22 protein-coding genes are annotated in these 20521 nt (G+C 67.9%); 11 read left to right on the top strand and 11 right to left on the bottom strand.

The genetic code is table 11. The annotated features are described in order from the left end of the window. Window positions 1-122 precede the first annotated feature (122 nt). The 7 genes from CFB45_RS13105 (at window position 123) to CFB45_RS13075 (ending at window position 6218) form a co-directional block, all read left to right on the top strand. Window positions 123-407 carry a putative hemolysin gene (locus tag CFB45_RS13105; protein ID WP_089425994.1) on the top strand — a complete coding sequence of 95 codons (285 nt, stop codon included), beginning with the start codon at window positions 123-125 and terminating at the stop codon, window positions 405-407. Between the two features lie 145 nt (window positions 408-552). Continuing rightward, on the top strand, window positions 553-873 hold the full coding sequence (sugE, locus tag CFB45_RS13100) for a quaternary ammonium compound efflux SMR transporter SugE (protein ID WP_089425993.1): 321 nt from the start codon (window positions 553-555) through the stop codon (window positions 871-873). A 210-nt stretch (window positions 874-1083) separates the two neighbouring features. Next, window positions 1084-1701, top strand: a complete 618-nt coding sequence (locus CFB45_RS13095; RefSeq protein ID WP_011352729.1) for a DUF4126 domain-containing protein — start codon at window positions 1084-1086, stop codon at window positions 1699-1701. Continuing rightward, window positions 1698-4313 (top strand): ABC transporter permease, encoded by a 2616-nt coding sequence (locus CFB45_RS13090; RefSeq protein WP_174976193.1) that lies wholly within the window; start codon window positions 1698-1700, stop codon window positions 4311-4313. The genes CFB45_RS13095 and CFB45_RS13090 overlap by 4 nt, the downstream gene beginning before the upstream one ends. A 43-nt stretch (window positions 4314-4356) precedes the next feature. Further along, complete coding sequence (locus CFB45_RS13085) at window positions 4357-4767, top strand: group II truncated hemoglobin (protein ID WP_069248490.1); 411 nt, start codon at window positions 4357-4359, stop codon at window positions 4765-4767. A gap of 105 nt (window positions 4768-4872) precedes the next feature. Then, window positions 4873-5604, top strand: coding sequence for an alanyl-tRNA editing protein (locus CFB45_RS13080; RefSeq protein ID WP_089425992.1), 732 nt, complete (start codon window positions 4873-4875; stop codon window positions 5602-5604). Beyond that, entirely contained in the window at window positions 5601-6218 is a 618-nt protein-coding gene (locus CFB45_RS13075; RefSeq protein WP_089425991.1) for a DUF924 family protein, read from the top strand. Before CFB45_RS13080 ends, CFB45_RS13075 begins: the two co-directional genes overlap by 4 nt. 189 nt (window positions 6219-6407) lie before the next feature. Here the strand turns inward: CFB45_RS13075 and CFB45_RS13070 are convergent, their stop codons facing one another. From CFB45_RS13070 to CFB45_RS13020, 11 genes are all read right to left on the bottom strand, one after another. Continuing rightward, window positions 6408-8300: an ArnT family glycosyltransferase gene (locus CFB45_RS13070; RefSeq protein ID WP_089425990.1), complete on the bottom strand. Its 1893-nt coding sequence runs from the start codon at window positions 8298-8300 to the stop codon at window positions 6408-6410. Between the two features lie 229 nt (window positions 8301-8529). Beyond that, window positions 8530-9291, bottom strand: a complete 762-nt coding sequence (locus CFB45_RS13065; protein ID WP_089425989.1) for an SDR family oxidoreductase — start codon at window positions 9289-9291, stop codon at window positions 8530-8532. A gap of 22 nt (window positions 9292-9313) precedes the next feature. Then, complete coding sequence (locus tag CFB45_RS13060) at window positions 9314-9895, bottom strand: TIGR00730 family Rossman fold protein (protein ID WP_048020480.1); 582 nt, start codon at window positions 9893-9895, stop codon at window positions 9314-9316. After that, window positions 9892-10650: a TetR/AcrR family transcriptional regulator gene (locus CFB45_RS13055; RefSeq protein WP_021161119.1), complete on the bottom strand. Its 759-nt coding sequence runs from the start codon at window positions 10648-10650 to the stop codon at window positions 9892-9894. Before CFB45_RS13055 ends, CFB45_RS13060 begins: the two co-directional genes overlap by 4 nt. 205 nt (window positions 10651-10855) lie before the next feature. Continuing rightward, complete coding sequence (locus CFB45_RS13050) at window positions 10856-11392, bottom strand: diacylglycerol kinase (RefSeq protein ID WP_089425988.1); 537 nt, start codon at window positions 11390-11392, stop codon at window positions 10856-10858. Then, a complete protein-coding gene (locus tag CFB45_RS13045; protein WP_059531147.1) occupies window positions 11389-12423 on the bottom strand; it encodes a glycosyltransferase family 4 protein in 1035 nt (344 codons plus the stop codon). The genes CFB45_RS13050 and CFB45_RS13045 overlap by 4 nt, the downstream gene beginning before the upstream one ends. Before the next feature lie 29 nt (window positions 12424-12452). Next, window positions 12453-13391, bottom strand: coding sequence for a UDP-2,3-diacylglucosamine diphosphatase (locus CFB45_RS13040; protein ID WP_069248481.1), 939 nt, complete (start codon window positions 13389-13391; stop codon window positions 12453-12455). A 225-nt stretch (window positions 13392-13616) separates the two neighbouring features. Beyond that, a complete protein-coding gene (locus tag CFB45_RS13035; RefSeq protein ID WP_089426625.1) occupies window positions 13617-14123 on the bottom strand; it encodes an RDD family protein in 507 nt (168 codons plus the stop codon). A 6-nt stretch (window positions 14124-14129) separates the two neighbouring features. Further along, the gene (locus CFB45_RS13030) at window positions 14130-14894 is read right to left on the bottom strand and encodes a DUF3106 domain-containing protein (RefSeq protein WP_089425987.1); all 765 of its coding nucleotides are present in this window, start codon (window positions 14892-14894) and stop codon (window positions 14130-14132) included. A gap of 26 nt (window positions 14895-14920) precedes the next feature. Next, window positions 14921-15346 carry a DUF3619 family protein gene (locus CFB45_RS13025; RefSeq protein WP_089425986.1) on the bottom strand — a complete coding sequence of 142 codons (426 nt, stop codon included), beginning with the start codon at window positions 15344-15346 and terminating at the stop codon, window positions 14921-14923. Beyond that, window positions 15343-15906 carry an RNA polymerase sigma factor gene (locus CFB45_RS13020; protein ID WP_089425985.1) on the bottom strand — a complete coding sequence of 188 codons (564 nt, stop codon included), beginning with the start codon at window positions 15904-15906 and terminating at the stop codon, window positions 15343-15345. Before CFB45_RS13020 ends, CFB45_RS13025 begins: the two co-directional genes overlap by 4 nt. Window positions 15907-16261: 355 nt before the next feature. Between CFB45_RS13020 and CFB45_RS13015 the strand changes: the two genes are divergently transcribed. From CFB45_RS13015 to CFB45_RS13000, 4 genes are all read left to right on the top strand, one after another. Continuing rightward, window positions 16262-18025, top strand: coding sequence for an acetolactate synthase 3 catalytic subunit (locus CFB45_RS13015; RefSeq protein ID WP_046544741.1), 1764 nt, complete (start codon window positions 16262-16264; stop codon window positions 18023-18025). A 112-nt stretch (window positions 18026-18137) separates the two neighbouring features. Further along, complete coding sequence (gene ilvN / locus CFB45_RS13010) at window positions 18138-18629, top strand: acetolactate synthase small subunit (RefSeq protein WP_011352712.1); 492 nt, start codon at window positions 18138-18140, stop codon at window positions 18627-18629. 95 nt (window positions 18630-18724) lie between these two features. Further along, window positions 18725-19741, top strand: coding sequence for a ketol-acid reductoisomerase (ilvC, locus tag CFB45_RS13005; RefSeq protein WP_039370562.1), 1017 nt, complete (start codon window positions 18725-18727; stop codon window positions 19739-19741). A gap of 127 nt (window positions 19742-19868) precedes the next feature. Further along, entirely contained in the window at window positions 19869-20513 is a 645-nt protein-coding gene (locus CFB45_RS13000) for a phosphatidylserine decarboxylase (protein WP_039370565.1), read from the top strand. Window positions 20514-20521: the final 8 nt, after the last annotated feature.

Genomic DNA, 20521 nt, shown 5'->3' with positions numbered 1-20521 from the left:
GACGTCGCATGCCGGCAGGGTTGCGTCGGCGCGACAGTCTCGCGGCCGGCGCGCGCGTTGCACACCCGGCGCTCATTCCCCGTTATCCTGACCGTTCCGCGAGCGAAAACGAGGAGCGTGCAATGTCCGTCCGTCTGGTCGTCATCTGTGCGCTGGCGCTTGCCGCGTCTGGCGCGTTCGCCCAACCGCTGCCGCCCGGGCAGCAACCGTCGTCGCAGCAGCAGGCGATGGCCAATCCCGCGTCGGTCAATTGCGCCAAGCTCGGCGGCCGCCACACGACCCGCAACCTGTCGAGCGGGCAGGTCGGCATGTGCGTGTTCAAGGATGGCCGCGCGTGCGAGGAGTGGGCGCTGTACCGCGACGACCGCTGCGTCGCCGGCGTCACGCCGAAGCGCGTGTCGAACTGACCGGGCCTGGCCGATCGTGCCCCCGATCGGCCGCCGGCCGCGCGCCGCGTCCGTAAGCATCTTGTTATACTCGGCGCCGCCCGGGGACGACCCCGGGTCATTCGTTTCAACGGGGACGGCCCCATCCGATACGGAGTACGTCGAGATGGCGTGGGTATTGTTGTTCATTGCCGGTTTGCTGGAAGTGGCCTGGGCGGCCGGCATGAAATCGTCGGACGGCTTCACGAAGCTCGGTCCGTCGGTGTTTACGATCGTGACGGCGCTGGCCAGCTTCGGGCTGCTCGCGGTCGCGATGCGCCAGCTGCCGCTCGGCACCGCGTACGCGGTGTGGACGGGCATCGGCGCGGTCGGTGCGTTCGTGTTCGGCATCGTGATGATGGGCGAGGCGCTGACCGTCGCGCGCGTCGCGAGCGCCGTGCTGATCGTCGCGGGGCTGATCGGCCTGAAGCTGTCGTCGGCTGCGTGACGACGGCACCCGGGCGCGTGCGCGCCCGGTGCCGCACTGCGGATTTGCGCCGGCCGCCCATCTAGCCTGTCTATAATGGAACGCATTCGGGCCTGAATACCGTCGTGCTTCTCGCGGCACGCGGTGCCGGTCGCCACGCGCCGCGCGGCCGGTCTGTCCGACCCGATCCGATCAATCGGCAAATCGCACGGAAAGTGCAAGGAGAGGGCCATGATCGAAGCCATTTCGCTCGGCGCGGGGCTCGCGTGGGCGAGCGGCCTGCGCCTGTACCTGACCGTGCTGATCGCCGGCGTGCTGGCGCGGTTCGGCTGGCTCCACCTGCCCGACACGCTGGCCGTCCTGATGTCGCCGTGGGTCATCGGCGCCGCGGCCGTGCTCACCGTCACCGAATTCCTTGCCGACAAGATCCCCGCGTTCGACTCGCTGTGGGATGCCGTGCACACCTTCATCCGCATTCCGGCCGGCGCCGTGCTCGCAGCCGGCGCGCTCGGTCACGCCGATCCGACCGTGCTCGCGGTCGCAGGGCTCGCCGGCGGCTCGCTCGCCGGTGCCGCGCACGTGGCGAAGGCCGGCACGCGCGCGATGATCAACCTGTCACCCGAACCGATTTCGAACTGGATCGCGTCGTCGACCGAGGACGGCCTCGTGGTCGGCGGGCTCGTGCTCGCGTTCTTCGTTCCGCTCGCGTTCCTCGTGCTGCTTGCCGCCTTCATCGCGGCGTCCGCGTGGGCGCTCCCGCGCCTGTGGCGCGGCGTCTCGGGCGGCTTTCGCGGCATGGCGAACCACATGGTGTCGCGGCTCAACTCGATCGGGGGGAAGCGCGATTGAAGGGGCGGCAACCCGCGGCGCAGCCGCCGGCCGGGCACCCCGGCCATGAGGTGAACGCGCATGCCGGCCGCTTCGGCCTGCGCGACCTGATCCGCCAGGCCGCCCGCATGACCGCGCGCGACTGGCGCGCGGGCGAGTTGACGCTGCTCGTCCTTGCACTGGTGCTCGCGGTCGCGGCGCTGACGAGCGTCGGCTTCCTCGCCGACCGCCTGCGCCAGGGGCTCGAGCGCGACGCGCGCCAGATGCTCGGCGCCGATTTCGTCGTGCGGGCCGATCGTCCCGTCGATCCGTCGTTCGACCAGCAGGCCCGCGCGCTCGGCCTGCGTACTGCGACGACCGCCATCTTCCCGAGCATGATCGCGTCCGCCACGGGCGGGCAGGCGACCGACGCGGCGCCGTCGCGCCTCGCGGCCGTGAAGGCCGTGTCGCCCGGCTATCCGTTACGCGGCGCGGTCGAGATCCTGCCGGCCGGCGCGGCCACCGCGCAGAAGGCGGCCGCGATTCCCGCGCCCGGCACCGTTTGGGCCGATCCGGCGCTGCTCGATGCGCTGCACCTGAAGGCCGGCGATACGGTGCGCGTCGGGCTGCGCACGTTCAAGGTCGCCGCGTCGATCTCTCGCGAGCTCGATCGCGGGTTTTCCTTCGTCAATTTCTCGCCGCGGCTGATGATGCGCGCGGACGAGCTGGCCGCGACGGGGCTCACGGGCTATGGCAGCCGTGTCACGTACCGGCTGCTGGTTGCCGGTGACCAGCAGGCCGTCGCACGCTTCGAGGCGTATGCGCACGCACGTGTCGACGGCGGGAAGCTGCGCGGCGTCGGTCTCGAGTCGTTGCAGGAAGGCCAGCCGCAGGTGCGGCAGACGCTGGATCGCGCACGCCACTTCCTTACGCTCGTCGCGCTGCTCACCGCGCTGCTCGCGGCGGTCGCGATCGCGATGGCCGCGCAGCGCTACATGCGGCGCCACCTCGACGGCTGCGCGACGATGCGCTGCCTCGGCGTGAGCCGCCGCACGCTCGGCGCGCTGTTCGCACTCGAATTCGCTGGCATCGGGATCGTGTCCGGCGCCGCCGGCGCGGCGCTCGGCTACGGCGGCCACTGGGCGTTGCTGGCCGCGCTCGGCGGCCTGATCGACGTGGTGCTGCCGCCCCCCACGCTGTGGCCGGCGCTGATCGGCATGGGCGCCGCGCTCGTGTTGCTGCTCGGTTTCGCGCTGCCGCCGCTCGTGCCGCTCACGCGCGTGCCGCCGGTACGCGTGCTGCGGCGCGAGTGGGGCGACGCGTCGCGCACGGCGTGGGCCGCGTATGCGGTCGGCGTCGTGCTGTTCGCGGGGCTGCTGATCGCGGCCGCCGGCAACCTGAAACTCGGGCTGATCGTCGCGGGCGGTTTCGCCGGCGCGCTGGTCGGTTTCGCGCTGATCGCGCGGCTCGTGCTGTTCGCCGCCGCGCGTGCGGTGCGCAACGCGCGCGTGGCCGCGGGCGTCGGCTGGCGTTACGCGCTGGCGTCGCTGCACCGGCGCGGCACGGCGAGCGCGCTGCAGATCACCGCGCTCGCGCTCGGCCTGATGTGCCTGCTGCTGATCGCGATCACGCGCAACGACCTCGTCGCGGGCTGGCAGCAGTCGACGCCGCCCGATGCGCCGAACCAGTTCCTGATCGACATCCAGCCCGACCAGCGCGCCGACGTCGCGGCCTATCTGGCCGCGCACGGCGTGCGCGACGCGGTGCCCGAGCCGATGGTGCGCGGCCGCCTCGTCGCGATCAACGGCAAGCCGGTGAATCCGGACGCCTACCCGTCCGAGGAGGCGCGCCGGCTCGTCGACCGCGAGTTCAACCTGTCCTATACGACCCGGTTGCCGTCCGACAACCGGATCGTCGAAGGCGACTGGTTCGGCACCGCGGCGACGCCGCAGATCTCGATCGAGGCGGGCCTCGCGAAGACGCTGAACGTGAAGCCGGGCGACGTGCTGCGCTTCGACGTGACGGGGCTGACGGTCGACGCGCCGATCACGAGCGTGCGCAAGCTCGACTGGGGTTCGTTCCGCGTCAATTTCTTCGTGCTGATGCCGCCGCCTGTGCTGAAGGATTTCCCGGCCGTGTACCTGACGAGCTTCCATTTGCCGGCATCGAATGCCGCGCTGCTCGATCCGCTGATCGCGCGCTATCCGAACCTGACCGCAATCGACGTCGCGCCGATCCTCGCGCAGTTGCAGCGGATGATGCTGCAGGTGGTCGGCGCGGTGCAGTTCCTGTTCATGTTCACGCTCGCGGCCGGCGTGCTCGTGCTGTACACGGCGCTCGCCGGCACGCGCGACGAGCGGGTGCGCGAGGCCGCGCTGCTGCGCGCGCTCGGCGCGTCGCGCGCCCAGGTCAACGCGGTGCAGCGCGCGGAGTTCGTCGTGGTCGGCGCGCTGGCCGGTGCACTGGCGTCGGCGGGCGCGATCGCGGTCGGCTGGGTGCTCGCGTCGCGCGTGTTCGATTTCCAGCTCGCCGTCGATCCGTGGCTCGTGCCGGCCGGCATCGCGGCCGGCGTCGCGTGCGCCGGTGCGGCCGGCTGGCTGAGCCTGCATAATGTGCTGCGGCGCCCCGCGCTGCAGTCGCTGCGCGACGCATGAGCGTCGCCGGCGGCCCCGAAGATCCTGTTTTCCGACTATCCGTATGACCGATGTGAATGACGATGCGCCGTCGCAGCCGACGGCGTTCGAGCTCGTGGGCGGTGAAGCCCGCGTGCGCGAAATGGTGGACCGCTTTTACGACCTGATGGATCTCGAGCCCGAGTTCGCGCAGATTCGCGCGCTGCACCCGGATTCGCTCGACGGTTCGCGCGACAAGTTTTTCTGGTTCCTGTGCGGGTGGCTCGGCGGCCCCGACCACTACATCAGCCGGTTCGGCCATCCGCGGCTGCGCGCGCGGCACCTGCCGTTCCCGATCGCGTCGGTCGAGCGCGACCAGTGGCTGCGCTGCATGGCGTGGGCGATGGAGGACATCGGGCTGCCCGAGCCGCTGCGCGAGCGGCTCATGCATTCGTTCTACGACACGGCCGACTGGATGCGCAACCGGCCCGGTTGATCGACCGGTACGCCGCCGCCCGCGCGCGGGACGATCTGCGTCTGGGCGCGCGCGCCGCGCGGCGCGACACTGGCCGCTTCCCCCAATCGATACGAGGCTCGCCCGATGACGACACAAGCGCTGTTTCGCGAAGACGCGTACCTCACGCAATGCGACGCGGTCGTGCTGGCCGTCGGCGACGACGGCATCCGGCTCGACCGCACCGTGTTCTATCCGCTCGGCGGTGGCCAGGCCGGCGACACCGGCACGCTGACGCTGCCCGACGGCAGCACGATCGCGATTGCCGATACGCGCAAGGCCAAGTTCGACGGCGCGACGCCTGACGACGCCGTGCACGTGCCCGCACCGGGGCAGGAGGTAAGCGTCGCGGCGCTCGAGCCCGGCACGCGCGTGATCGCGGAGATCGACTGGCTGCGCCGCTATCGCCACATGCGGCTGCATACCGCGGCGCACCTGATGTGCGCGGTGCTGCCGTACGCGGTCGACGGTTGCAGCGTGACGGCCGACTACGTGCGGCTCGATTTCGCGACGTCCGACGCGATCGACCGCGATGACGTCGAGCGGCGCCTCGCCGGCCTGGTGGGCGGCGCGCACGCGGTCACGACCGAATGGATCACCGACGACGAGATGGCCGCGCGGCCGGACCTCGTGCGCACGATGAGCGTGAAGCCGCCGATGGGCCTCGGCCGTGTGCGGCTGCTGCGCATCGAGCAGGTCGACCTGCAGCCGTGCGGCGGCACGCATGTGCGCAATACGTCCGAAATCGGCGAGCTGCGGGTCGCGAAACTGGAAAAGAAGAGCGCGCGCACCCGGCGCCTCGTACTGGAGTTTGCATGACGATTGACACCCCCCACGCGGGCGCGGCGGCGCTCGATCCGCAAGCGCGGGAGATTCTCGATTTCTGGTTCGGCGAGCCGGGCTCGCCCGAGTTCGGGCAGAACCGCAAGGTCTGGTTCAACGGCGGCGCGGCATTCGACGACGTGCTGCGCACGCGCTACGGCGCGTTGCTCGACGCCGCGTGCGACGGCGCTTGCGATCACTGGGCGGGCTCGCCGTCCGGGGCACTGGCGTTGATCGTCGTGCTCGACCAGTTCTCGCGCAACATCCATCGCGGCACGCCGCGCGCGTTTGCCGCCGATCCGAAAGCGCTCGCGCTCGCGCGCCGCGTCGTCGCGGCCGGCTGGGACGCGCAGTTGCCGAGCGGCCATCACCGCGCGTTTGCGTATCTGCCGTTCGAGCACGACGAGTCGGTCGAGAGCCAGCGCGAAGCCGTGCGCCTGTGCGCGGGCATTCGCGACGAAGCAGGGTGCGAGAGCTATCATCGCTTCGCGTTGCTGCATGCGGCCGTCGTCGAGCGCTTCGGCCGCTTTCCGCACCGGAACGCGATTCTCGGTCGGGCATCGAGCGACGAGGAGACGGCGTTTCTTCGCGAGCCTGGTTCGTCGTTCTGAGGATTCGGGCGGCGGTGTGACGCGGGAAGAGGGGAGGCCCGCGGGGGCACGCGGGCACGGTGGCGGCAGGGCACGCCGGTCGGCGGCGCGCATTTCCCGATGGCTGTTCGCTGCTCGGGCGGTGGTGCTCACCATGCCACGCCCGCTACGACGGCAAGCACGGCGGCGCGTCTGCCGTGCCTCCCCGCATTACTCGACGTGCTGTTCAGGCGTGCGCACGTACACGCGCAGCAGTTCCTCGTTGTCGCCCGGGCGGGCGCCCGTCCAGAACAGTTTCCATTCGTCGCCGGGCGCCGGATCGACGGCCCGCACGCCCTGGACGATCATCCAGGTGCAGCGCGTCGTCTTCGCGTCGGCGATCGGCGTGTGCTGGATGCCGGAGAAGTAGTACAGCATCGGCGCTTCCGATTCGCCGAGCCCGTGCAGGCTCGCCATGCAGTCGCCGTCGTTCCATTCGAGCGCGAGGTGCGCGTTCAGGTCGTCGAACACCGAGCGGTAGCTTTTCGCGACATCGAGCCACGGCAGCAGCAGCGTGTAAATGAGCCCCCACGCAACGAGTGCGCCGGCGCCCCACGACAGCGCGCCGCGCCAGACGCCGGTCGTACGCAGCTTCGGCAGCAGCGTCAGCCAGCCGACCGTCAGCGCGAGCGCACCGATCACGAGCGCGGGTTCGATCGGCATCGTCCAGTCGAGCGGCAGCCAGCGGCCGAGCAGCGTCAGATCCTTGCGCGACGCGGCCGGATCGGCCATCACCGCCCAGATGGCCCAGGCGAGCGCGGCGGCCGTGCCGAACAGGATGCGGCTCAGGTAGTCCCACGCGAGATGCAGCTGGCGCGGCAGGCGGTCGATGGCCTGTGCGGCGACCAGTGCGAGCGGGGCGAAGAACGGCAGGATGTAGAGCTGGCGCGACGTCGCGGACACTTGCAGCACGGCGAGCCCGACGACCGTGAACATCACCGGCAGCGCGATGCGCGGCGTGCGCCAGTCGCGCCATGCGCCCCGCGCGAGCGCGACGATCGCGAGCGGCGCGACCGGGAAGCCGACGAGCAGGAACGCACGCAGGATGAAGAACGGCTTGTCGTTTTCCGCGCCCAGTTGGGGGACGGAGAAACCGAAGAAGCGGCCGACGTTGTTATCCCAGAACCACGTCATGAACAGCGTCTCGGAGCGCAGGAACAGTGCGGTCGGCCAGACGAGCGCGAACGGCGCGAACACGAGTGCGGCGATGCCGAGCGAGCGCGCGAACGCGCGGGTGCGGCAGGCCGGATAGAGCACCATCGCGCCGACGAGCGTGGCGGCAAACACGAGCGGCACGAACAGCCCCTTCGTCATCAGCGCGATGCCGACGCCCGCGCCGAAGATCGGCGCGGCCCAGCGGCCCGACGGCCGGACCGGCAGCCCGTGCCGCATCTGCTGCGCGCGCGCGACGTGCTGCATCACGAGTTCGAGCAGCCCGCAGAACGCGATTGCCGTGCCGGCGAACAGCGCGACGTCGGTCATCATGTCGTGCACGTGCTTGATGACGACGAGCGTGCCGGCGCTCAGCACGACGGGGCCGATGACGCGCAGGTCGAGCCAGGCGTCCGCGCGGCTGGCGACGCGCGCCGCGCGCGCGATGAAGCCGAAGGCCAGCGCGGCGAACAGCGCGCTCGCGAGCCGGGCCGCGTCGTGCAGCGGCATCACGCGCTGCAGCAGCCAGGCGAGGCTGGTCGCGACCCACGCGTAAAGCGGCGGCTTTTCCATGAACGGCAGGCCGGCATTGGTCGGCACGACGAAGTCGCCGGTCTCGAGCATGTGCTGGATGATGCCGAACGTGTAGGTTTCGTCCTGCTTCCACGGATCGTGGCCGAGCACGCCCGGCAGCGTATACGCGCAGATCAGCGCGGCGACGAGCAGCCACGCGCGCCAGCCGAGCAGGCGCGAGCGTTCGCGCGTCGTGCTGGTGGCGGCGGTCGACGCGGCGACGGGCGTGCCGGCGGCGTCGAGCGTTGCGGTGAGATCGGCGTCGGCGGTCGAGTGGGTGTGCGGGGCCGGAGCGGGCACAGACGTGCGTCGCCGGCTGGGCGCTGCGGTTCCAGGCATGGAAGGAATCTCGGGTCGAGTCGAGCCGGTCCGGCGACGTGGGCAGGACCGATTGGGGCCATATCAAAGGCCAACGGACGGATGTTTATGACACCTGTCTGAATGTCCGCTAGTAGACCACGGAATTGTTACGGTGGATTACCGTTCGTGTCACGAAATTGTGGAGATTTGTGGTGTCGTGACGACGGATTGCTTTGGACGGCGGTTTTTGATGTGCGGCAGTGCGGAATTACCGGCCGCCGCCGACGTCGAGCAGGGCGCCCGTCGTGTAGGACGCCGCGTCGCCGAGCAGCCAGACGATTGCTTCAGCGATCTCCTGCGCTTCGCCCGCGCGGCCGAGCGGCGTCGTGGCGCCGAGGCGGGCCGCACGGCCCGGCTGGCCGCCGCTCGCGTGAATGTCGGTCTCGATCAGGCCGGGTCGGACCGCGTTGACGCGCACGCCGTGCGGGCCGAGTTCCTTCGCGAGACCGATCGTCAGCGAGTCGACCGCGCCTTTCGACCCCGCATAGTCGACGTATTCGTTCGGCGAGCCGAGCCGGGAGGCGATCGACGATACGTTGACGATCGCGCCGCCGCGGCCGCCGCGGTCGGTGGAGAGCCGGCGCGCGGCCTCGCGCGCGCACAGATACGCGCCGAGCACGTTGGTGTCGAACATCCGCCGCAGCCGGTCGGCCGGCATGTCGGCGAGCGGCATCGACGGCGCGACGATGCCCGCGTTGTTGACGAGCGCGTCGAGGCGGCCGAATGCGGCCGTGACGGTGTCGAACATCGCGACGACATCGGCTTCGTTTGCGACGTCGCCCGCGACGACGCACGCGCGGCCGCCCGCATCGCGGATGGCCTGCGCGGTGAGTTCGGCCGCCGCCGCGTCGCGCGCGTAGTTGACGCCGACGTCCCAGCCGCGCTCGGCCGCGAGCACGGCGGTCGCGCGGCCGATGCCGCGGCTCGCGCCGGTGATGAGGACGGCCTTGCGGTCGGACGGTGCGGTCATCGCGTGCGGGTTCCGGTGACGGTTACTTGGCCGCGTCGGGCGCCCACTTGTCGCGGGCGGGCGGCTGGTAGCGACGCAGTCGCTCGATCAGCTCGACGGGTTCCGACTCGACGCACAGTGCGTCGAAATAGGCCGGACGCATGAAGCCCTCGTCGACCGTATGACGCAACAGCGCGATCAGCGGATCGTAGAACGAATCGATGTTGTAGACCGCGACGGGCTTGCGGTGATAGCCGAGCTGCGCCCACGTGTAGACTTCGAAGAGCTCTTCGAGCGTGCCGGCGCCGCCGGGCATCGCGACGAACGCGTCGGACAGGTCGGCCATCATTTTCTTGCGGTGGTGCATGTCGGGCACGACGTGCAGTTCCGACAGCCCCGTATGGCCGACTTCCTTGTCGACGAGCAGTTCGGGGATCACGCCGACCGCACGGCCGCCGGCCGCCATCACTTCGTCGGCGATCACGCCCATCAGGCCGACCCGGCCGCCACCGTAGACGAGCGTGAGGCCCGCATCGACGAGCGCGCGACCGAATGCGCGCGCGGCATCGGCATAGACCGGCCGCACGCCGGACGACGAGCCGCAGTAAACACAAACAGCCTTCATTGCTTGGAGTCCTTGGCGGGTGCCTGCCCGGTGACGACGGGGCTGTCGGCGGGGCGCGGCGAGCCGTCGCGCGGCGGCAGGTAGTCGGTGAACTGGCGCTTCGGCAGCTTGCCCGAGACCAGGTCGTCGAACAGCTGGCGCGAACGGCCGCGCAGGTACGGTGCCATCACGGAGATCACGTGCATGCTGACCTGGTGCAGTTCCTCGCGGATCGCGTCCTGGTCGTTGTATTTGCGCGGATGCATCACGTACTGATACGACAGCCAGTACGTCGAAATGACGGCCATGTTGGTGGCGATGACTTCGATCTCCGCGGGCGTCGCGACCATCTCGGCGTCGGACACCAGCAGCTCGCACATGTCGCGCGCGAAGCGCACCTTGTGGCTGATGATCTGCTTGAAGTGCGTCTCGAGCGTGCGGTTGCGGGCGAGCAGGTCGTTGAGGTCGCGATACAGGAACCGGTAGGTCCACATGAAATCGGCCATGTACTGCAGGTACGACCAGGTTTCGTCGATCGTCGGACGGTGATCTTCGGGAAAGCGCAGCCGCCGTTCGATCTGCTGCTCGAACTGCGCGAAGATGCTGTTGATGATGTCGTCCTTGTTGCGGAAATGGTAGTACAGGTTGCCTGGACTGATTTCCATTTCCTCGGCGATCGTCGTGGTCGTGACGTTCGGCTCGCCGATCTCGTTGAAGAGTTTCAACGACAACTCGAGAATCCGTTCGCGGGTGCGGCGGGGAGGTTTCGCTTCCATGTCGTCCGGCCCTGTGTGTGCCGGACTGGCGGGCGCTGCAATCGATGCTGCGTGATTCGTCCGGCGCGGGTTGCTGTTCTATGTCTAGCGGACGATTATAAACCGGGGTTTCGCCACATCGGGGCATTTCGTGATCGCCGCCCCGCGCGGCGCATGGTGCAGCGCCGCACGCGGGCGGTGCGCCAGATACCCGCGGGGCAGCCGTCTAGAAGCCAAGCCAGCGTGCGACGACGGGGCCGAGCACGAAGCCCCACGTCGTCACGCACGCGAACAGCGCGACGGTCACGGCTGCGCTGCCGAGGTCCTTCGCGCGCTTCGAGAGTTCATGACGCTCGAGCGAGATGCGGTCGATCGCGGCCTCGACGCTCGAGTTCAGCAGCTCGACGATCAGCACGAGCAGCACCGACGCGATCAGCAGCGCACGCGATGCCGCCGGCACCGGTGCGAACGCGCCGATCGGGAGCATCAGCGCGGCGAGCGTGAGTTCCTGGCGAAACGCGCTCTCCTCGCGGATCGCCACGCGAAAGCCGTTCAGCGAATGCTTGAGGGCGTACCAGGCGCGCGTGATGCCGCGATGGCGCTTGTACGGGTTCGGCGGCAGCGGCGCGAGCCGATCGTCGGGGCCGAGCGGCTCGTGCGCGTGCACGTCCGCGTCGGCGGGCGGCTCTTCCTCGTCGAACGGGCGGTGCCGTTGCGGCGTTGCGTCGGGGGGCGGGATTTTGTCGTTCAGGTCTCGTTTCAAACGGCGGCACCTTCTGCTGGCGAGTACGCGGTCTTCGGCAGCGGCTTCAGATGCGACGCGAACTGCTCGGATGCCGCGCGCCACGAGAAGCGTTCGGCCCACGCGCGCGCAGTGGTGCGTTCGATCTTCAGCGCCTCGAGGCAGGCTTCCTGCAGGTCTTCGTGCATTGCGCCGGCGTCGCCTTCGCCGAGCACGTCGATCGGGCCCGTCACGGGATACGCGGCTACCGGCGTGCCGCAGGCGAGCGCCTCGAGCAGCACGAGGCCGAACGTGTCGGTGCGACTCGGGAACACGAACACGTCGGCCGCAGCATACACCTTGGCGAGCTCGGCCTGTGACAGCACGCCGAGATAGTTTGCTTCCGGATAGCGCGACTTCAGCTCCGCGAGCGCGGGGCCTTCGCCCGCGACCCACTTCGAGCCAGGCAGGTCGAGGCGCAGGAATGCCTCGACGTTCTTCTCGATCGCGACGCGGCCCACGTACAGGAAGATCGGCCGCGCGGTATTGAGCACCTTCGATTCCATCGGCCGGAACACGTCGAGATCGACGCCGCGCGTCCACAGCACGACGTTCGTGAAGCCGAATTTCTCGAGGTCCTGCTTGACGACCGGCGTCGGCGCCATCACCGCGAGCGACGGGCCGTGGAACCAGTGCAGGAAGCGGTAGGTCGCGGCGAGCGGGATGCCGAAGCGCGCCTGCACGTATTCCGGAAAGCGCGTGTGGTACGCGGTCGTGTACGGCAGCTTGCGCGAACGCGCGTAGCGTCGCGCAGCGAGGCCGAGCGGGCCTTCGGTCGCGATGTGCAGCGCGTCGGGTGCGAACGCATCGATCCGCGCGCGCAGCTTGCGGTACGGCAGGATCGACAGGCGGATCTCCGGGTAGGTCGGGCAGGGCACCGTACGGAATTCCAGCGGCGTCAGCAGTTCGACGCGGTGGCCGAGCGCGGTGAGTTCGCGCGACGTGCTCTTCAGCGTGCGCACGACGCCGTTGACCTGCGGTTCCCACGCGTCGGTGACGATCATGATCTTCATCGCGGCTTTGTCCTGTAAGTAGGGGGGTGTCAGGCAGTGGCCTTGGCCTTGCGCGACGTGGTCTCCGTCGGTGCGGTGCGCATCACCGTCCAGTAGACGATCTTCAGTTCGCCTTCCATCGTCTCGACGAGTGCGGACAGGCTTTCGACCCAGTCGCCGTCGTTGCAGTACAGCACGCCGTCGATGTCGCGGATCTCCGCCTTGTGGATGTGGCCGCACACGACGCCGTCGCAGCCGCGGCGGCGCGCCTCGTCGGTCATCACGGTCTCGAACTGGGAGATGAAGTTGACGGCGTTCTTGACCTGGTGCTTCAGGTACTGCGACAGCGACCAGTACTGGAAGCCGAGCCGGCTGCGGATCCGGTTGAACCAGCGGTTCAGCACGAGGATCAGCGTGTAGAGCGTGTCGCCGAGGTACGCGAGCCATTTCGCGTGCTGGATCACGCCGTCGAACAGGTCGCCGTGCACGATCCACAAACGTTTGCCTGCGAGCGTCGTGTGGAACGCCTCGCCGCGCACCTGGATGTCGCCGAACGCGAGATCGCAGAACTGCCGCGCGCCTTCGTCGTGGTTGCCGGGGATGTAGACGACCTGCGTCCCCTTGCGTGCCTTGCGCAGGATCTTCTGCACGACGTCGTTGTGCGCCTGCGGCCAGTACCAGCCCTTCTTCAACTGCCAGCCGTCGATGATGTCGCCGACGAGGTACAGGTACTCCGAATCGTTGTGACGCAGGAAGTCGAGCAGGTACGGCGCCTGGCAGCCGCTCGAGCCGAGGTGGATGTCGGACAGCCAGATGGTGCGGTAGCGGTGGGCCGACGAGTCGGGGTCGTCATGCTGCGTGGCGTGCCCCGCAGGCGGGTCTTGCGAGACCAGCCCGTCGGTTGCGGCAGAACCGGACAGGAACGCTGTGGCGGCGCGGGCGCCGATGGGGTGACGGAACAGGGAGGTCGCGGACGTTTTCTGGCCCATGCATGACTCGCGCCGGTTGACATTACCGGCATTCCGCCATGCGGGCGTGACTGTGCCATGACAGTCACGAGACGTTCTTATTACGACCGCTGCAGGGTGTTTAGCAGTGAATGACGGGGCGTTGCGTAATGTGCCGTACAGAACGGACGGTCATTGTCGGGCAGTGCTGCCGGGACGGGCGGAAGTCGCCTCGGCGAGGTGTTTTCGTCAGGCGAATGCCGCGTGTCAGCGCGGTATCGCGACGACGCGCGTGCGGGCGATCCGGTCGTGCGGAAACTGCCGCTCGGCATGCAGCCGCGCGGCGCCGGCCCAGGCGGCGATCCATGCGGCGGTGAGCGCGAGCGTGACGGGTACCGACAGGCCGAGGAGCGGATGCAGCGCGAGCGGCGGCAGGAACCACAGCCAGCCGAGCGCATAGCGGACGAGCGCGTGGCCTGCGCTCAGCGGCCGGCCGCTCGACGATTCGAGCCGCAGCCGCCAGGTCTTCATCGGCAGCGTCTGCCCGCCGTGGGTCCAGAACCAGACGAAGTACGCGCCGACCACGAGCGCGATCCAGGCGGCGAGCAGGTTGTGATGGACGAGGCCGTTGCGTTGCTGCGTCGCGAGGCTGAACGCGAGCCCGGCGAAGAACACGACGCCGAACAGCAGCACGCCTTCGTAGAGCAGCGCGGCGAGGCGCCGCCGCACGGACGGCGCGGCGGCCGGGGTTTCAGGTGCGTGGGCGTTCGCCACGGGCACTCAGGAGCCCTTGAACAGCGAGGGCGCGTCGGCGGGCGACACCGGCGCCACGGCAGCCGGCGCGGATGCGGTGCCGGCCGTCGACGATGCGGGCACCGGCGGCGCGACGGCGGCCGAGACGGGCGCCGGTGCGGTGGCCGGGCCGCTGGCCGGGTGTTCGTGCGAATTGACGAGGCGGCGCACGTCCCGGTCGGCGACGGTCGGCGGCGCACTGACGACGCTCGGCCGGCGGCGGCGCTCGGCGGCCGCGAGCCGTTCCTTCTGCTCCTCCGGGAGTTGCTGGTATGCCTTCCACGCCCGCTCGCGCGCCTGTGCGGAAAGCTCCTTCGCACTCTGGTAGTTCTCGCGCGCGACGCGGCGCTGCTCGGGCGTCATCCTGGCCCATTCGGTCATCCGGTCCTGCAGGCGCTTTTGGTCATCGGGCGTCAACTTCGCGAAACGCGACGCGATCTTCAGCCATTTGCGCTTGCGGGCATCGCTGAAGCCGTCCCACTGGTCGGCAAACGGCGCGAGCGCCGCGTGCTGCGCCGGCGTGAGGTGCGCCCACGACAACGGGCCGGTAGCGGCCGGCAGCGGCAGGGGCAGGGGCAGCGGGGGGAGTTCGGTGCTCAGCCCGGTCGCGGCCGATGCGGGCGCGGCAGGGCTGCTGACCGCGGCGGTGGTCGTCGCGGGGGCCGGGTGGAATCGTGGGTAAGTGGCGACGTAGGAAACGGCGATCGCGATTACGCATCCGAAAAATACGGCCAGGCCGCGCTTCTGACTCACCCGTGCGATCCCCTCGTTATTGTCTGTTAGTGAGCGCGCGACAGATACGCGTTGAACCCGTGGTCGAGATACGCGTTGAGCGGCAGGTCGTCGCTGAGCATCGCCGCGTCGATATCGGCGAGTTCGGCGGTGCGCTGCATGTCTTCCCAGTAGGCGATGCCGACGAGCCCCGCGAGCAGCAGGGCCAGCGGCCACGCGCGCAGCAGGCGGCGTGCGAACGACGCCGGTGGGCGGCTCGCGGGCGCCGTGCCGTACGCACCGGCCGCGCCGGCGAAGGCCGGCACGAACACCGGCACGGTCGCGGCTTCGGGCTTCTTGCGCGCGAGCGCAGCCCGGCGGGCGACGGCCAGACGGTCGGTGGTCGCGGCAGGCAGGTCGGCCGCGCACTCGTCCAGCGCGCGGCGCACCTTCAACGCGAATTCGTGTTCTCGATTTGCGGGAGCGGAGCTCATAGCGTGATTCCTTTGGCCTTGAGCGCGTGCGCCAGCGTGTGGGTGGCCCGTGAGCAGTGCGTCTTCACGCTGCCCTCGGAGCACCCCATTGCGGCGGCAGTCTCGGCGACATCCATATCTTCCCAATAACGCATCAGGAACGCTTCCCGTTGACGCGCCGGAAGCTTCTGGATTTCTTCGTCGATCAGGGCCAGAACCTGCTCTCGTTCGAGGCGGTGCTCGCTGCTTTCGACGCCCGCGTTGTCGTCCGCGGATTCGAGTGTTTCGAGCGGGTCGAAGTCGTCGTCGTCGCTGCTGTTCAGCGACGAAAAGAGCGTGACCCACGTGTTGCGGACTTTCTGCCGGCGGAACCAGTCGTGGATCGCGTTCTGCAGGATCCGCTGAAAAAGCAGCGGCAACTCGGCCGCCGGCCGGTCGCCGTACTTCTCCGCAAGCTTGATCATCGCGTCCTGCACGATGTCGAGCGACGCATCGTCGTCACGCACGGCGTACGCAGCCTGCTTGAACGCGCGCCTTTCGACGCCCGCCAGAAAGTCGGCGAGTTCCTTGTCTGATGCCATTCCGTGAAGGTATGCGCTGCGGGCCGCTGCGTGGTGTAAAAGGTCGAAAAATTTCGTAAAACCCGCGGATGCTATCAAATTTTCGCGCCGCTTGGCACCGGGTTGGGCGCCGCACGTTGCGCGCGAGCCGCGGCGGCGGGGTGCCGGGCGGCGCCCATGATGCGCTGCGGGATATTTTGCTTGACGACCCAATCGCGACCCGCTATCGTCAATGATTCGCAACATGAAGTGATGGTCTCATTTGAGGCTGGCCCAAGAAGCCTGCCCTTCAAACTGGACGCGCCGCTTGAACCCGAGCCACAAGCCCGGCAGAGAGCACCCGATCAATTTTTTGCCGAAAATTCGAAAGGTCAAAATGAACATGCCCAGCGCGGAATTCTCCACGTCGGAACCCCTTTCCCCTCCCGATAGCGACTCCATCGGCGGTACCGTGCTCATGAAGGCACTGGCCGATGAAAACGTCGAATTCATCTGGGGCTACCCCGGCGGCTCGGTACTCTACATCTACGACGAGCTTTACAAGCAGGACAAGATTCAGCACGTGCTGGTGCGCCACGAACAGGCGGCCGTGCACGCAGCCGATGCGTATGCGCGTTCCACCGGCAATGTCGGCGTCTGTCTCGTGACGTCGGGCCCCGGTGTCACCAACGCGGTGACCGGCATCGCCACGGCGTACATGGATTCGATCCCGATGGTCGTGATCAGCGGCCAGGTGCCCACGGCCGCGATCGGCCAGGATGCCTTCCAGGAGTGCGACACCGTCGGCATCACGCGTCCGTGCGTGAAGCACAACTTCCTCGTGAAGGATGTGCGCGACCTCGCGGAAACCGTCAAGAAGGCGTTCTATATCGCCCGCACCGGCCGTCCGGGCCCGGTGCTGATCGACATCCCGAAGGACATCTCGAAGACGCCGTGCGAATACGAGCCCGTCAAGAGCGTGTCGCTGCGTTCGTACAATCCGGTCACGAAGGGCCATTCGGGCCAGATCCGTAAGGCCGTGTCACTGCTGCTGACGGCCAAGCGCCCGTACATCTACACGGGGGGCGGCATCATCCTCGCCGACGCGTCGCGTGAACTGAACCAGTTCGCGGACCTGCTCGGCTACCCGGTCACGAACACGCTGATGGGCCTCGGCGGCTATCGCGCGTCGGACAAGAAATTCCTCGGCATGCTCGGCATGCACGGCACCTACGAAGCGAACATGGCGATGCAGCACTGCGACGTGCTGATCGCGATCGGTGCCCGCTTCGACGACCGCGTGATCGGCGACCCGGCGCACTTCGCGTCGCGTCCGCGCAAGATCATCCACATCGACATCGACCCGTCGTCGATCTCGAAGCGTGTGAAGGTCGACATCCCGATCGTCGGCGACGTGAAGGAAGTGCTGAAGGAACTGATCGAGCAGTTGCAGACGGCCGAGCATGGCCCCGACACCGAGGCGCTCGCGCAATGGTGGAAGGACATCGAGGGCTGGCGCTCGAAGGACTGCCTGAAGTACGACCGCGAAAGCGAGATCATCAAGCCGCAGTACGTGGTCGAGAAGGCGTGGGAGCTGACGGACGGCAATGCGTTCGTGTGCTCGGACGTCGGCCAGCACCAGATGTGGGCGGCGCAGTTCTACCGTTTCAACAAGCCGCGTCGCTGGATCAACTCCGGCGGCCTCGGCACGATGGGCTTCGGCCTGCCGGCAGCGATGGGCGTCAAGATGGCGCACCCGGACGACGACGTGCTGTGCATCACGGGCGAAGGCTCGATCCAGATGTGCATCCAGGAACTGTCGACCTGCCTGCAGTACGACACGCCCGTGAAGATCATTTCGCTGAACAACCGCTATCTCGGCATGGTTCGCCAGTGGCAGCAGATCGAATACAGCAAGCGCTATTCGCATTCGTACATGGATGCGCTGCCTGATTTCGTGAAGCTCGCCGAAGCGTACGGCCATGTCGGCATGCGGATCGAAAAGACCTCGGATGTGGAGCCGGCGCTGAAGGAAGCGCTGCGCCTGAAGGACCGCACCGTGTTTCTCGACTTCCAGACCGATCCGACCGAAAACGTCTGGCCGATGGTACAGGCCGGCAAGGGCATCACCGAGATGCTGCTCGGATCGGAAGACCTGTAACGGCGCGACGCGCGCCTGAGCCCGATGCGGCCGCCTTCACGAAGGGCGGCGCGGCACGCGGCAGCGCGCGGCGCGAGTGAATCGACACGGACACATTCTGGAAGAAGCGAACATGAGACACATCATTTCCGTCCTGCTGGAGAACGAACCGGGCGCGCTGTCGCGCGTGGTCGGTCTGTTTTCCGCACGCGGCTACAACATCGAAACCTTGACGGTGGCGCCGACCGAAGACCAATCGCTGTCGCGGCTCACCATCGTTTCCATTGGCTCCGACGACGTGATCGAACAGATCACGAAGCATCTGAACCGCCTGATCGAGGTGGTGAAAGTGGTGGACCTGACCGACGGTGCACACATCGAACGCGAGCTGATGCTGATCAAGGTACGTGCAGTGGGCAAGGAGCGCGAAGAAATGAAGCGGATGGCGGACATTTTCCGCGGCCGCATCATCGACGTGACCGAAAAGACCTACACGATCGAATTGACGGGCGCGAGCGACAAGCTCGACGCATTCATCCAGGGGCTGGACGCGGGCGCGATCCTAGAGACCGTGCGCACCGGCAGCTCCGGCATCGGACGCGGCGAGCGCATCCTGAAGGTGTGATGCCAGACAGGCACGCCGGGTGCGCCGTCATGTCCCGGCCCGCAGTACTCCATCCGAACGAATTGTTGAATTTTTGAATTAGCGAAGGAACCATCATGAACGTTTTCTACGACAAAGACGCTGACCTCTCCCTCATCAAGGGCAAGCAAGTCACGATCATCGGCTACGGCTCGCAAGGCCATGCACACGCGCTGAACCTGAAGGACAGCGGCGTGAACGTGACGGTCGGCCTGCGCAAGGGCGGCGCGTCGTGGAGCAAGGCCGAAAACGCCGGCCTGTCGGTCAAGGAAGTCGCGGAAGCGGTGAAGAGCGCCGACGTCGTGATGATGCTGCTGCCGGACGAGCAGATCGCCGACGTGTACGCGAAGGAAGTCCACGCGAACATCAAGCAGGGCGCGGCGCTGGCATTCGCGCACGGCTTCAACGTCCACTACGGCGCGGTGATCCCGCGCGCCGACCTCGACGTGATCATGATCGCGCCGAAGGCACCGGGCCACACGGTTCGCGGCACGTACTCGCAAGGTGGCGGCGTGCCGCACCTGATCGCGGTTGCGCAGAACAAGTCGGGCGCGGCACGCGACATCGCGCTGTCGTACGCGGCAGCGAACGGCGGCGGCCGTGCGGGCATCATCGAAACCAACTTCCGTGAAGAGACCGAAACCGACCTGTTCGGCGAGCAGGCCGTGCTGTGCGGCGGTACGGTCGAGCTGATCAAGGCCGGCTTCGAGACGCTGGTCGAAGCAGGCTACGCGCCGGAAATGGCGTACTTCGAGTGCCTGCACGAGCTGAAGCTGATCGTCGACCTGATCTACGAAGGCGGCATCGCGAACATGAACTACTCGATCTCGAACAACGCCGAGTACGGCGAGTACGTGACGGGCCCGCGCATCGTCACGGAAGAGACGAAGAAGGCGATGAAGCAGTGCCTGACCGACATCCAGACGGGCGAGTACGCGAAGAGCTTCATTCTCGAGAACAAGGCAGGCGCGCCGACGCTGCAGTCGCGCCGCCGCCTGACGGCCGAGCACCAGATCGAGCAAGTCGGCTCGAAGCTGCGCGCGATGATGCCGTGGATCGCGAAGAACAAGCTCGTCGACCAGTCGAAGAACTAAGCACCGCGTGCTGTTCCGGCCCCTCGAATAGAGGGCCGGTACCAAAAAGCCGCCCGAAGGCAGCAGTGCCCCGGGCGGCTTTTGCTATCCTACGGGCTTTGCAATTCACCGAACACAGAACGAATCCATGAACTATCCTCATCCGATCATCGCGCGCGAAGGCTGGCCGTTCATCGCGATTGCAGCCGTCATCGCGCTGTTGATCCATGCTGTCGGGGGCTTCGGCTTCGCGTGGCCGTTCTGGCTGCTGCTCGTCTTCGTCGTCCAGTTCTTCCGCGACCCGCAGCGCCCGATCCCGGCGCAGCCGAACGCGGTGCTGTGCCCGGCGGACGGCCGCATCGTCGCGGTCGAGACCACGCAGGACCCGTACGCGAACCGCGAAGCGCTGAAGATCAGCGTGTTCATGAATGTCTTCAACGTCCATTCGCAGCGTTCGCCGGTCGATGGCGCGATCTCCAAGGTCGAATACTTCCCGGGCGCGTTCCTGAACGCGGCGATCGACAAGGCGTCGACCGAGAACGAGCGTAATGCGGTCGTGATCCAGACGGCGAGCGGCAAGACCGTGACCGCGGTGCAGATCGCCGGCCTCGTCGCACGCCGGATCCTCTGCTACGTGCGTGCGGGCGAACCGCTGTCGCGCGGCCAGCGCTACGGTTTCATCCGCTTCGGTTCGCGCGTCGACGTGTACCTGCCGCTCGGCAGCCGCGCGAAGGTGTCGATCGGCGAGAAGGTCTACGCGTCGTCGACGATCCTCGCCGAACTCGAACAGTAAGCGGCGGA

The sequence above is a fragment of the Burkholderia sp. HI2500 genome (assembly GCF_002223055.1).
In the GTDB taxonomy this organism is placed as follows: Bacteria; Pseudomonadota; Gammaproteobacteria; order Burkholderiales; family Burkholderiaceae; genus Burkholderia.
This window is presented reverse-complemented; position numbering and strand designations above follow the sequence as displayed.